Here is a 12,599-nt window from a genome sequence, read left to right as displayed (position 1 = left end):
CTCCCGCGGCGGTGGCTGGCGATCAAGCGCAAGCGGCACCGGAAAGTCCCTACGCCGATGTCATGGCAAACGGCGCTCCGGTCACCTACTCGTCGTGCGAGAAGTGGGTGGTGTCCATCAACACGTTTAGTGCCTCGTCCGGCTACCGGCCAGCAGTCAAGGCGGCTATCGCCGACATTCGTGAGTTGACTGGGCTGAAACTAGTCCTGGGGGAAGACACTGACGAGGTGCCCAGCGATGATCGGACGGTCTATCAGCCGGAGCGCTACGGAGACCGGCCGGCGCCGATTCTGATCGGCTGGGTTGATGCAGAGCCCTCGTTCGTCAGCGGTCACGACGGATCCAACGTCATCGTCACTGAAGACGGTGAGCAGACGTATCTGTCTGGGATGATCCGACTAAACGCCGATGGTGAACTCCGCGACGAGGAACTACGGGCAGTACTGCTGCACGAGTTGGCCCACGTTGTTGGTTTGGCAGACTCCGCTGATCAGGGCTCGGTCATGGGTCCCGATCCGCAAGATGCCAACGGTTTTTCGCAAGAGCAGCGTGAGGCACTGAAGGTCCTCGGTAACGGTGAATGTATTGATCCGTTGGCTCCGCAAGAAAACGGGCTCACCGGCTAGTCATCTGTGGGCTCACATCAGTGTGTATTCATGGCGGTATCCGGCTGGCCATACCTCTAGCCTGACGGTATGAGCGCCGAAACGATGCTGCGGCAGCCAACAGCCGCTGACTTTGAGGCATGGCGGAACTTATATCGGCAGTACTGCGAGTTCTACCAAGTGAGCTTTTCCGATGAACTCGCCAACACCGTGTGGGGATGGCTACACGACACAGACCACGTTCTCGAGGGTCTGGTTGCAGTTCGTGACGGGCAAGTGGTGGGACTGGCCCATTTCCGTGAAGTGCCGGAGCCGTTGGCGGGGGCGCACGGTGGTTTTTTGGATGACCTATTTGTAGACCCAGCGATGCGCGGCCAGGGTATTGGTCGGGCACTGATCGCCGACGTCGTCAATACCGCCAAGTCTCGAAACTGGGTGGGAGTGCAGTGGCTGACCGGTGACGACAACTATCCGGCACGTCGGTTGTATGACCAAGTAGCGATCCGGACGATGTGGCTTACGTACGAAGCGAAAACAACTCGGTGAGTCACCGAAAGCGAGACAACTGAGGGGCTAATGGTCCCTAGGGATCACGCGCACCCCTAGGATGAAGCAATGGCTCAAGATCATGATGGTTCTGCTGATTCCGTTGAACCCGACCCTGCCGACGTGGATGCGGCGGAGGCTGTCGGTGACGGGGAGGAGCTCAGCGACGAGGAAGCCCGAGAACACTTAGGTGTCTCTGGCGGTGGGATCGACCGCAAGAAGAGCATCATTGGTGGCATTGTCGCGGTCGTATTCTTGGCCATTGTTTTCACCCGAGTGATTCCGCAGATCGGTGACTACGCTCAGGCAGCCGAGTACATCCAAGCGATGACGACCGCAGCCATCGTGGGGTTAGTGCTGGTCGTACTGTGGTACCTGTTCTTCTACGGCTGGCCGTTTGTGGCCGCTACTCCGGGGCTGCGTTACAAGCATGGTTTCGTCGTCAATCAATCCGCCTTTACGGTGTCGAATGGTATTCCTGCTGGTGGTGCCTTCGGGCTGGGCTTGCAGTACGCCCAGTTGACCTCCTACAAGACCACCCCTACTGCCGCGACCGCTGCGATTGGCGCCACTGGTGTGTGGAGCGTCTTCGTCACCATGTTCCTGCCGGTGACGGGTGTCGTGGCGTTGTCGATAGCCGGCGACGATGCCTCCAGTTACCTCAATGCAGCATTTTTGGGGATCGGTATGCTGGCGGCTGCCATCATCCTCTTCGCGCTGGTTTTGCGCTCGGACGCTAATGCCCAACGCATCGGCGGCTGGGCTGACAGTGTGGTGGCCTGGGTTACGCGACTCTTCCGAAAAGAGTCCTCAGTGAATATGACCGAACAGGTGGTGAAACTTCGTCACGACATCGTCGGTTTGGTCTCCAAACGTTGGCTGGTCATCACCGTGGTGCAGATCGGGGTGTCGTGGTCGCAGTTCGCCATCCTCTACACCGCGATGGTGGGAGTCGCAGGACAAGACGGAGCTCCGGCACTGCTGTTGGTCTACGGCTGCTGGGCAATCTCACAGTTGGGCATCATGATCCCCATCACTCCGGGCGGGTTGGGCACTGTAGACGCCGTCATGATCGGATTGATGACTAGCTTCGGTATCGAATCGGGACTAGCAACTGCCGCTGACCTAGTGTGGCGGGCCTCGTCCTACATCCCACAGATCATCATTGGATTGATCTGCATCTTCTACTGGCGTTGGGAGATCAACCGCCAGCGCAAGAAGGCGGTAGCTGTCACGTCCGATGAAGTCTTGGATTCGCCGGACTCCGGTGGCGATTGAGGATTCAGAAAAAAACTTGACGACCCCTACCTGACAACTCGTCCGTGCGCGGGTGCCGCCAGACAGTTCGTGGGCCCAGCAGTGAGAGCGGTCATGGAAGAACCCGAGGTCCGACAGCTTCCCCTCTGTCGAACCTCGGGCTCTGCCTTGACCCTAGGGAAATCGGAAAACAGGGTGGGGGACCGACACGCCAAAGTGCCGGCATCCACAACTAGCTGATTAGGGCCCCGCTCACAGTTGAGTCGTCACCGATCTGTTCCCCCGGTCACACCACCACAGTGGCCGACATGAACCCGCACAGCTGCCCAGATGTCCGCGCAACCGGCTTCGACCCCGGTCCACTAGTAGTTGCGATTCCGTATTTGATGGGCTTCCACCCACAGGACAGCCTGGTGGCCGTAATGATTGGTGACGATCAACGAGTGGTGTTGACGTTGCGATTGGACTGGGCGGCCGCCACCACTCATCCCAGCGCCACCATGGCGGCGATTCAGCAGCGGTGCGCAGCGGTTGATCCAGCAGCCGTGGTGCTGGTGGCCGCTGGGTGTTCCGGTGACCCAACGGACCCACTTGGCCAACTGGCAGCTAGTTTCGCTGCCAGTGGCGAATCGCCGCGGCTGTTGTGGGCAGGTCATGCCACAGCCAAGAGTTGGATTGGCCTCAGTTGCGCTGCGGCGGGATGTGCTGCTCACCCGCTACCTACTGTTGCTGCCTCCGAGCCAGCGCTGCAACTCATCGTCGCTGGTGCGGCACCGTTGCCCCGTCGGGCAGATGTCGTCGCCGAAGTGCAATCCGGCCCGGACAGTGGGTCGATCAGGGTGCCGTCCAGTAGTGGTGATCGCGAGGTGTAGCGGGACAACTGCCTGCTCCGCTTACAGCTGTTGGTCACCGCCCAGCATGCACCAACGGATGCTGAGCTGGCGGAGCTGATGGCTGGCTGCGCCGACCTTCGGGTGCGCGACACCTGGTTGCGTCGAATGACGGTGTCCGCTCGGCAGCAACAGTGGTCGCGCGTTTGGCGGTGCACCGCGGAGGCACTGCGACGGGGGCCAGAGTCGCATATCGCCCCTATGGGGGCGGTCGCCGGACTCGCCGCTTGGCAACTCGGGGATGGGCTACGGGCCGCGGCAGCGGTGGAGCGAGCGCTGGTCACCGACCCAAATCACGGTCTTTCGCAACTCTTGCGTCGAGCACTCGATGCCGGGATGCCGCCGTCAGTTTGGGAGGACATCATGGCCAATTTGTCCGAGGAACAGTGCCGACACGGCACTCGACCCGAAAGTGCTGCTTAGCCAAACTGGACGATTGCCCGGCACATCAGTTACCTTATTGGTCAGGTCACGAGTTCCGATGGAAAGCTCCGGCTAGTCGGACAGCAACCCTCCCACCGCGGTGGGGTGCTCCGGATGAGGACCAGGTCGAAATGTCGGCAAGCGCGGGACGCGCACACTGCGTCCCCGGAAAAGGTGGACGATATGTGTTGTTGTCGAATGCAGCAGGTCACCGGGGCTTGAGCGGCGCTTTTCCAGCGCTCCCCGGATGACATCCCCCGCCCACTTGGGATGGGGACCCCTATCTGAAAACAAGATCACAACGAAAACTACAGGCGCCCAAAACCTGGGTAAAACTAATGGAGGAAGAGAAACTATGAGCGAGGCATGGGGCTTCGAAACCAAGCAGATTCACGCGGGTCAGTCACCCGACGAGGCGACCAACGCGCGTGCACTGCCGATTTACCAGACCACGTCGTACACGTTCAACGACACCAACCACGCAGCCAACCTGTTCGCGTTGAAGGAACTGGGCAATATCTACACCCGGATCATGAACCCGACCCAGGCCGTGGTCGAAGACCGGATTGCCGCCCTGGAAGGTGGCGTGGGAGCGCTGCTGGTTGCCAGTGGCCAGGCAGCCGAAACGCTGGCCATCCTGAATATCGCCGAGTCCGGTGACCACCTAGTGTCCAGCCCGAGTTTGTACGGCGGCACCTACAACCTGTTCCACTACACGCTGCCCAAGCTGGGCATCGAGGTGACCTTCGTCAGTGATCCCGATGACCCGCAGGCGTGGCGGGATGCGGTGCGCCCGAACACTAAGCTGTTCTTTGCCGAGACCATCGCGAACCCCAAGAACGATGTACTGGATATCGAGACCGTGGCTGGTATCGCCCATGAGAATGGTGTACCGCTGGTCGTGGACAACACCGTTGCCACCCCGTACCTGATTCAGCCGCTGAAGTGGGGCGCGGATGTCGTTGTGCACTCCGCGACCAAGTACATCGGCGGACATGGCACCGCTGTTGCTGGTGTCATCGTTGACGGTGGCACCTTCGACTACGGCAAGTACCCGGAGAAGTACCCCAACTACACCCAGCCCGATCCCAGTTACCACGGCCTGGTTTACGCCAAGGACCTTGGTACGGACGGACTATTCGGCGTCAACGTGTCCTTCATCATGAAGGCCCGGGTGCAACTGTTACGTGACATCGGCTCGGCAGCCGCCCCGTTCAACGCCTGGCTGCTCTCGCAAGGGCTAGAGACGTTGTCGCTGCGCATCGAGCGCCACGTATCGAACGCCAAGAAGGTGGCGCAGTGGCTGGAAGGCCGCGAAGAGGTTCTCCGCGTGAACTACGCCGGACTGCCCAGCAGCCCGTGGTACCAGTTGGGCCAGAAGTACGCTCCCGAAGGTACCGGTGCTGTGCTGGCTTTCGAGATCGACGGTGGCCTCGAAGCGGGCAAGCGCTTCGTCGAAGGCCTGCAGTTGCACAGCCATGTCGCTAACATCGGTGATGTGCGCTCCCTGGTCATTCACCCAGCGTCAACCACCCACTCGCAACTCACTCCTGAAGAGCAGCTAGCCGCAGGAGTTACTCCCGGGTTGGTCCGGTTGGCCGTAGGTATCGAGAGCATCGATGACATCTTGGCCGACCTTGACGCCGGCTTCCGCGCAGCAAAGGCGGAAGCCACGTCGTGAACGGGTCCCAGCGTCCTCCCGCCACCGGTGCGTGGCGGGAGGGTGATCCAGCCGCCTGGCGTCGGTTTGCCGACGTCGGGGGGCTAGACCTGGAATTCGGTGGCAGCCTGCCGGCGGTGCGGGTGGCCTACGAGACTTGGGGAACACTCAACCCCCAGCGCAGCAACGCGGTGCTGATCGAACATGCACTGACCGGTGACGCGCATGCCGCAGGTCCGGCTGGTCCTGGCCAACCAACGGCCGGCTGGTGGGATTCCCTCATTGGCCCAGGGTGCCCGATCGATACCGATCAATGGTTTGTGGTGTGCGCCAACACGTTGGGAGGCTGCCAGGGCACTACCGGTCCCGCAAGTCTCCATCCCGATGGGTCGCCCTGGGGTTCCCGATGGCCGCGTGTCTCGGCTCGCGATCAGGTTGAAGTGGAACGGCTGCTCGCCGATCACCTGGGCATCCAGTCTTTTGCCCTGGTCGTGGGCGGCTCGATGGGGGGCATGCGAGCACTGGAATGGGTGGTTTCCCATCCGGACCGAGTGCAATCGGCAGTCATGCTCGCTACCACCGCGGCCGCCTCTGGCGATCAGATTGCCACACAGACTGCCCAAATCCAGGCAGTTACCGCCGACCCCTACTGGCTGGGCGGGGACTACTACGATCACGGGATCGGCCCCGTGGCTGGTTTGCGAGTGGCGCGGCGGTTCGCCCATTTGACCTACCGCACGTCGCGAGAGTTTGACTTGCGATTCGGTCGGGTTCCGCAGACTGCCGAAGAGCCGCTGCAACACAAGGTGGCGGGTCGCCATGACGATGCTGGCCGCTTTGCCGTGCAGTCCTATCTGGATCACCACGGTGACAAGATCTTGTACCGGTTCGACGCCGGAAGTTATGTGTCGCTGACTGACTCCATGACTACCCACGATGTGGGTCGGGGTCGTGGAGGTCTGGAGCAGGTGCTTGCCGGGATTGAAGTTCCGGTTCGCGTCGCCGGAATAGATACCGATCGGCTGTATCCCCTTGCCCAGCAGCAGCACTTGGCAGATCACATTCGCAGCTGTGGCGGGCTGGATGTCATCGAATCACCCTTTGGACATGATGGCTTCCTGATTGAGGCGGACCCGGTGGGCCGTATCGTGTCCGAGACCCTGGCCGATACAGCGACATCGCCCTGCTAGCAAGCGCCGCCCCCGAGGTGCTGACCCTGTGGGGCTCAGGTACTGTCATGCGCCATGACCGCCCAGATTGCTGTTGCCCAAACCCCCGAAGCCAACGATTTGCTCACTAGCGATCCATTTGCACTGTTGGTGGGGATGCTGCTCGATCAGCAGGTGCCCATGGAACGGGCGTTCACCGGCCCGTATGTGCTTGCAGCGCGACTAGGGTCACCCGACAACTTAGATCCCGCCGTCCTCACGCAACTCTCAGAGGACGACCTGGTCTCAACAGCCGCGCAGTCGCCAGCGATACATCGCTTCCCGAAAGCCATGGCCACCCGGATTCAGTCATTGGCTCGGGCGGTATGCGACGACTACGACGGTGATGCCAGTCGAATCTGGTTGGAAGCCACCGATGGCCGCGACTGCCTCAAACGACTCCGGGCCCTACCGGGGTTCGGAGAGCAGAAGGCGAAGATATTCTTGGCGATGTTGCTCAAGAGTGGCCGATTGCCGCAGGAAATGGCTGATGCGCAGCAAGTGTGCGACCCCTATGGTGAGCCGGGGACTTTCATGAGTGTGGCGGATGTGACTGGGCCGGACAGTCTGCAGCGGGTGCGGGAGTGGAAACGTGCGCAAAAGGCGGCCAAAGCAGGTTAGATGTGGCACACATCTGGGGGAATGTGGGCGGCCGATCAGGCGTTTTTCCCAGTAGAGACACGTCGCCGACGGGGCAACGAGGCCCTCACTGGGAATCCATGCCACAATAGGGCAGCGCGAGAGCGCCCGAGCCCGTCCAAGTCGATTTCGACTTGACACGGGCCCTTTGTGTCGGCCAGGGAGGACGCTGGCTGCGGGTTCGGCCGCTAGAGGGAGCAGAGTGACCACTAAGACCAAGACAGCAAAGAAGCCTGCCACGAAGAAGGCTTCGGCTGCCAAGACCAAGACAGCAGCGAAGAACTCCACGGCGAAGAAGCCTGCGACCAAGAAGGCCGCGGCCACGAAGAGTTCGGCTGCGAAGCCTGCCAAGACGAAGGCTGCTGCTTCGAAGTCCAAGCCCGCCGCAAAGAAGAGCACGACGAAGAGTTCGGCTACCAAGTCCCAAACGGCAGCGAAGAAATCCACGGCGAAGAAGCCTGCGACCAAGAAGGCCGCGGCCACGAAGAGCACCAGCAAGAAGGCTGTTACTTCGAAAGCCAAGCCCGCGGCCAAGAAGTCCACGGCTAAGAAGTCCACGGCGAAGAAGCCTGCGACCAAGAAGGCCGCTGCTACTAAATCAAAAGCCAAGAAGGCTGCTGAGACTGAGGAAGTTGCCGCCGCCCCCAGTTCCAACGGTTCCGCACCGGCGATCGCCGACAAAGACGGCGTGGATCTTAAAGCCGCCGCCAAGATTGAGCAGGAAGCCGAAGAGGATCTAGAAGTTGCCTTGCGCGATCTGAAAGATGAAGAAAAAGACGGCAAGGGCAAGAAGAAAGACGGCCCCGAGGTGCTGGTGCTGTCTGACACCGATGAGACTGATGAGCCCGTCCAGACCGTCACCGTGGCGGGTGCTACTGCGGATCCAGTCAAGGACTATCTGAAGCAGATCGGCAAGGTTCCGCTTCTTAACGCTGAGCAAGAGGTGGTGCTCGCGAAGCGGATCGAGGCCGGTCTCTTCGCCGAAGAGCGACTAGCGGATGAGAAGTTCGTCAAGAAACTCAAAGGCGATCAGGAATACGAACTCGAGCAACTGGTAAGGGTCGGCCAACGAGCCAAGAACCACCTGCTGGAGGCCAACCTGCGGTTGGTGGTCTCACTGGCCAAGCGCTACACCGGTCGCGGGATGCTCTTCCTAGATCTGATCCAAGAAGGCAACTTGGGTTTGATCCGTGCAGTGGAGAAGTTCGACTACAAAAAGGGCTACAAGTTCTCCACCTACGCCACGTGGTGGATTCGCCAGGCGATCACGCGCGCGATGGCCGATCAGGCCCGAACCATCCGAATCCCGGTCCACATGGTGGAGGTCATCAACAAGCTTGCTCGCGTGCAGCGGCAGATGTTGCAGGATCTCGGTCGGGAGCCCACTCCGGAGGAGTTGGCCCTCGAACTCGACATGACGCCGGAAAAGATCGTCGAGGTGCAAAAGTATGGTCGGGAGCCCATTTCGCTGCACACGCCCCTGGGCGAAGACGGCGACAGCGAGTTCGGTGATCTGATTGAAGACTCTGAGGCGATCGTGCCGGCCGATGCGGTGTCCTTCACACTGCTGCAAGAACAGTTGGATCAGGTACTGGTGACCTTGTCTGATCGTGAGGCGGGTGTGGTGCGGATGCGCTTCGGTCTCACCGATGGCCAGCCCAAGACGCTTGACGAGATCGGGAAGGTTTACGGGGTCACTCGTGAGCGGATTCGTCAGATCGAGTCCAAGACGATGTCGAAACTGCGGCACCCCAGCCGCTCGCAGGTACTACGCGATTACTTGGAGTAAAGCGCATCCCTGCCGCAACTTCGCCAAACGCAATCTCGGATCTGTTTGCCTGCCCGATTGACAAAGTAGGGTGGTTCACAACAGACGTCTTCGTTCAGTCAGGCAGGAGAAGTCATGAGTGTCGAACATTCTCACAGTGCTGACGCCGCTGACACTTTGGTGGGTGGCAGTATCCGCCGGTCGTTATGGTTCATCATCGGATTATTGGCCGTGATCACGGCGGCGGCACTGATCATCCTGTGGCCTTCCGAACCGGTCCCCACCACCCCCCTAGGCGAGCGCACCCCAGGCACCGTCACTGAAGTTTCAGACTGTAAACCGGTCGCTGAAGATTGTGTGACGTTAACCATTGAGGTTGCCGAAGGCCTCTTCGCGGGGGAGAACGTTAAAACCGATGCATTCCAGACGCGAAACTCCCCAGAGATAGCTGTAGGAACCCAAGTGTGGCTAGTGGAAAGCAACACAGAGCCAGGCGAATTTGCACTCAGCGATATTGATCGGCAGTCCTCCCTGCTGTGGCTTGCGGGCCTGTTTGCGGTCGCTGTGGTGCTGTTCGCGCGATGGAAAGGTGTGTCGGCGCTAGCAGGTCTGGTGTCGTCGATGGCTCTGCTGATCTGGTTCATTCTGCCGTCGATCTTGTTGGGGAAGGATCCGGTGGTTATCGCGGCCGTGGGCACGGCGGCTATCGCCATCGTGGCCATGTTCCTTGCCCACGGTCCCCATGTGGGAACAGTGGTCGCGATTGTCGGAACGGTTTTGGCGCTTTTCCTTACCCTCGCCTTGGCGTGGTTGTTTACCGGGTTCGTTTCGCTGAGCGGGATGGGAGATGAGGGATCGTACTTCCTTGATCTACAAGGAATGGAGTTTGATCTCCGCGGATTGTTCTTAGCAGGGGTGGTCATTGGCGCGTTAGGTGTGTTGGACGATGTGACGATCACCCAGGCAGCAGCCGTCGCTGAGGTAAAGCGGGCAGATCCGTCGGCTCGTTGGCCGCAGTTGTTCGGCGCCGGTATGCGAGTTGGTCGCGACCACGTAGCGGCGACCGTGAACACCCTAGTCCTGGCCTATGTCGGCGCGGCGCTACCCACGTTCATCCTGCTCACGATGTCTGACCTGGGCTTGCTGCAATCGATCAATAACGAAGTCATTGCCCAAGAGATTGTTCGTGCGCTGATCGGTGGTCTGGGCATCATCGCCGCCGTTCCCATCACCACGGCGTTAATGGCAGCCATCCTGACTGATCACCAGCATGTCGACGAGGCCAGCACAGCCGAGGCAGACGAGGAATCTGCGTTTTGGGGATCAGACAAATAGCGCTGGCTTGGTTAGCCCTCGATCGATGCCTTTAACTCGACGAAAGCTTCGTCAAAGTAGTCCGCGACCAGTTGGCCTTCGGTGACTACCTCACGGTCGAACATGAAGCCGTAGCTGAGTTCGCCGTTGTAGGACATGCACGCCACCGACAGCGCCTGCTGCGGGCCCACCCACGGCAATGGCGAAAGGCTCAGTAGTCGACTGCCATTCATGTAGACCGGGAACTGCACACCGGGAACGTTGCTCACTAAGACGTTGAACAACGTCTTGCCGAACACCAGTCGAGATGTCTGCGCCAACAACGTGGGCGGCAAGAAGTCGGTGGCCTTGAGTACAGTGCCGACGGCGGTGGCGATCCCAGAGCCCTTGATGGTCTGCATGGAGTCATTCACCGCCCGGTAGCGATCTCCGGGCAGCATCTCGCCCACAGGAAGTTGGACTGCCAGGACGACGAAAATGTTGCCCTTGTCACCACCTTGACCGTCTTGTCGCACTGAACTCGGGATTTCAGCGCGCAACTCCAGCCCGTCGGTGTCGACACCGAGATGCCGGAGGTACCTCCCCAACGCATCAGCTGACACAGTCAGAACAACATCGTTGATTGTTCCGCCCAGATCATTCTTGATGGCCTTGTAGTCCGAGAGGGGATGAGATGTCCCGGAGAAGCCACGCAGCGGTCCAGTCTCCACGTTGAGCGGCGTATCGACGGGCAACGGCAGCGCAGCTTGCGCAGTTTCTGCCAGTCCTTTGGCCACTTCGAAAATCTTGGGGCCAGCTTCATCCGGGTTGGAGATCATCGACTTCAGCGACTTGGTGGCGTCGGTGGCGCGATCCATCATTCGTCTGGCTTGCTCGGCGAGAGCCTGTCGCTTGCCGGGCAACTCTTCCGGTTCGAATGCTTCTGCTTCTTCGACCTCGCGGGGTTCCGGCGTCAGGTCCAGCAGCGCAGCGAAAAGATCGAGGGCTCCGAGGCCGTCCACCATGCAGTGATGCATTTTCATGATCAAGGCCCACTGATCGCCTGGCAGGCCTTCGACGTAGCACATCCGCCACAGCGGCTGATTTCTATCCAACCGGGTGGAGAAGAACTCACCCGCCAGCTTTTCCAAGTCCTCGCGGTTACCAGGAGCCGGCAGCGCTACGGCCACGACGTGATTCTCCAGATTGAAGTCCGGATCATCAATCCAGTAAGGCTTGCCGGTGTCCACCGAGGTGGACATGATCCGCTGGCGGAACCGGGGCACCAAACTGATTCGGGAAGCGATGAAGTCGCGCAGTTCCTGCTGACCCGGTGACGGCCCTTCGAAAGTCAGCAGACTGCCGATGTGCATGTGAGTCTGACTTTTATCTTCGATCCCCAAGAACTGGTAGTCGAGACCGGAAAGCCGCTGCTTGGTGTCCGTCATCTGAAGTCCTCTCTTGGCGCCCGCTGGGAGCGTTAGTCACCCTACGCAATCCGAGGGCTGCTTGCGCGCTGTTTGGCAGAGTACTGGCCGGCCAGATTCGAGTAGATCTGGTTGTCTGCGGTTGGTGTGAGCACCGCGTGGCAGTCACACTGCTAGATGTGCGGGAACCCGTGAGTAGTCGCCCGGCAGATGATTCTCGTCGTCGCTATCGCTATCGACTCTCTCGACGCTGGCAGCAGGGCAGCACCTTGGCGGTGGTCGGACTGAACCCATCCACCGCAGACCGGTTTCGCGAGGATGCCACCACGAGGCGGGTGACCGGGTTGGCGAAGCAGTTGGGTCACGGCGGTTTCGTTTTGGTCAATCTTTACGGCTTCCGCAGTACTGACCCGGCTGGGCTACTGGCCACACAAGACCCGGTGGGTCCGGGCAATGATGCCGCGATCCGCACGGCGGCACGGGAGGGGGATCAGATTCTGTTGGCCTGGGGAGCAGCCGGGGAGCGAGTGTCAGGTTTCGCTGATCGGGTCGCGCAGGTTCACCGAATGCTGGCGCCCTATCGCTGCTGGTCCCAAGGAGTCACGACAGCCGGCCATCCTCGCCACCCGCTCTACAACTCCGCCACAGTCCAGCGATACGTGTGGGAGTCATCCATCGGGGTGTAGCAGTCAGGGGGCTAGTGGTCAGTTCCTCATGTGGCCTAGTGACCACCGACTCTGGCTCGCCAGTAACTACTAGGCGACCCCGACGGGCCCTAGGCGGGTAAGCGCTCATGAGCCGAGGAGTGGGCGTCGAACCTCAAGACTTGCTCAAGAACGGCCATTTCTAGTGGCGTGGCTAGGGAGCAGCGACTCAAGGTGGA

Annotated in this window: 12 protein-coding genes, 1 pseudogene and 1 riboswitch; of the genes and pseudogenes, 11 read left to right on the top strand and 2 right to left on the bottom strand. The window is 60.3% G+C overall.

Annotated elements, in window-relative coordinates; translation table 11 throughout:
* The 3 genes from K0U62_10005 to K0U62_09995 all read left to right on the top strand — a co-directional run.
* Nucleotides 1-626: hypothetical protein (locus K0U62_10005; protein ID MCH9801845.1), on the top strand; the 626-nt coding region annotated here is incomplete at its 5' end.
* Nucleotides 627-710: 84 nt separating this feature from the next.
* Nucleotides 711-1,151 carry a GNAT family N-acetyltransferase gene (locus K0U62_10000; GenBank protein ID MCH9801844.1) on the top strand — a complete coding sequence of 147 codons (441 nt, stop codon included), beginning with the start codon at nucleotides 711-713 and terminating at the stop codon, nucleotides 1,149-1,151.
* A gap of 69 nt (nucleotides 1,152-1,220) precedes the next feature.
* Nucleotides 1,221-2,429 (top strand): YbhN family protein, encoded by a 1,209-nt coding sequence (locus K0U62_09995; protein ID MCH9801843.1) that lies wholly within the window; start codon nucleotides 1,221-1,223, stop codon nucleotides 2,427-2,429.
* Here K0U62_09995 and K0U62_09990 read toward each other — a convergent pair.
* Nucleotides 2,364-2,546 (bottom strand): annotated as a pseudogene (locus K0U62_09990) (hypothetical protein). The gene K0U62_09995 and the pseudogene K0U62_09990 sit on opposite strands and share 66 nt — an antisense overlap.
* A 170-nt stretch (nucleotides 2,547-2,716) precedes the next feature.
* Here K0U62_09990 and K0U62_09985 point away from each other — a divergent pair.
* The 7 genes from K0U62_09985 to K0U62_09955 all read left to right on the top strand — a co-directional run bounded on the left by K0U62_09985 (nucleotide 2,717) and on the right by K0U62_09955 (nucleotide 10,331).
* Nucleotides 2,717-3,280 carry a DUF4192 domain-containing protein gene (locus K0U62_09985; GenBank protein ID MCH9801842.1) on the top strand — a complete coding sequence of 188 codons (564 nt, stop codon included), beginning with the start codon at nucleotides 2,717-2,719 and terminating at the stop codon, nucleotides 3,278-3,280.
* Between the two features lie 30 nt (nucleotides 3,281-3,310).
* Nucleotides 3,311-3,721, top strand: coding sequence for a DUF4192 domain-containing protein (locus K0U62_09980; GenBank protein MCH9801841.1), 411 nt, complete (start codon nucleotides 3,311-3,313; stop codon nucleotides 3,719-3,721).
* A gap of 44 nt (nucleotides 3,722-3,765) precedes the next feature.
* A riboswitch (SAM riboswitch) is annotated at nucleotides 3,766-3,871 on the top strand.
* 205 nt (nucleotides 3,872-4,076) lie between these two features.
* Complete coding sequence (locus tag K0U62_09975) at nucleotides 4,077-5,402, top strand: bifunctional o-acetylhomoserine/o-acetylserine sulfhydrylase (protein ID MCH9801840.1); 1,326 nt, start codon at nucleotides 4,077-4,079, stop codon at nucleotides 5,400-5,402.
* Complete coding sequence (locus K0U62_09970) at nucleotides 5,399-6,571, top strand: homoserine O-acetyltransferase (GenBank protein MCH9801839.1); 1,173 nt, start codon at nucleotides 5,399-5,401, stop codon at nucleotides 6,569-6,571. The genes K0U62_09975 and K0U62_09970 overlap by 4 nt, the downstream gene beginning before the upstream one ends.
* Nucleotides 6,572-6,625: 54 nt before the next feature.
* Nucleotides 6,626-7,210, top strand: coding sequence for a Fe-S cluster assembly protein HesB (locus tag K0U62_09965; GenBank protein ID MCH9801838.1), 585 nt, complete (start codon nucleotides 6,626-6,628; stop codon nucleotides 7,208-7,210).
* A 220-nt stretch (nucleotides 7,211-7,430) separates the two neighbouring features.
* On the top strand, nucleotides 7,431-9,017 hold the full coding sequence (locus K0U62_09960; GenBank protein MCH9801837.1) for an RNA polymerase sigma factor: 1,587 nt from the start codon (nucleotides 7,431-7,433) through the stop codon (nucleotides 9,015-9,017).
* 114 nt (nucleotides 9,018-9,131) lie between these two features.
* Nucleotides 9,132-10,331 (top strand): YibE/F family protein, encoded by a 1,200-nt coding sequence (locus K0U62_09955; GenBank protein MCH9801836.1) that lies wholly within the window; start codon nucleotides 9,132-9,134, stop codon nucleotides 10,329-10,331.
* A gap of 11 nt (nucleotides 10,332-10,342) precedes the next feature.
* Here K0U62_09955 and K0U62_09950 read toward each other — a convergent pair whose 3' ends face one another.
* Nucleotides 10,343-11,737, bottom strand: coding sequence for a wax ester/triacylglycerol synthase family O-acyltransferase (locus K0U62_09950; GenBank protein MCH9801835.1), 1,395 nt, complete (start codon nucleotides 11,735-11,737; stop codon nucleotides 10,343-10,345).
* Between the two features lie 158 nt (nucleotides 11,738-11,895).
* Between K0U62_09950 and K0U62_09945 the strand changes: the two genes are divergently transcribed.
* Complete coding sequence (locus tag K0U62_09945) at nucleotides 11,896-12,402, top strand: DUF1643 domain-containing protein (GenBank protein MCH9801834.1); 507 nt, start codon at nucleotides 11,896-11,898, stop codon at nucleotides 12,400-12,402.
* The last annotated feature ends 197 nt before the right edge of the window (nucleotides 12,403-12,599 follow it).

It is taken from the genome of Actinomycetes bacterium, assembly GCA_022599915.1.
In the GTDB taxonomy this organism is placed as follows: Bacteria; Actinomycetota; Actinomycetes; order S36-B12.
Note: the sequence above shows the minus strand (reverse complement) of the source record. Positions and strands in the feature narration are given on the sequence as shown.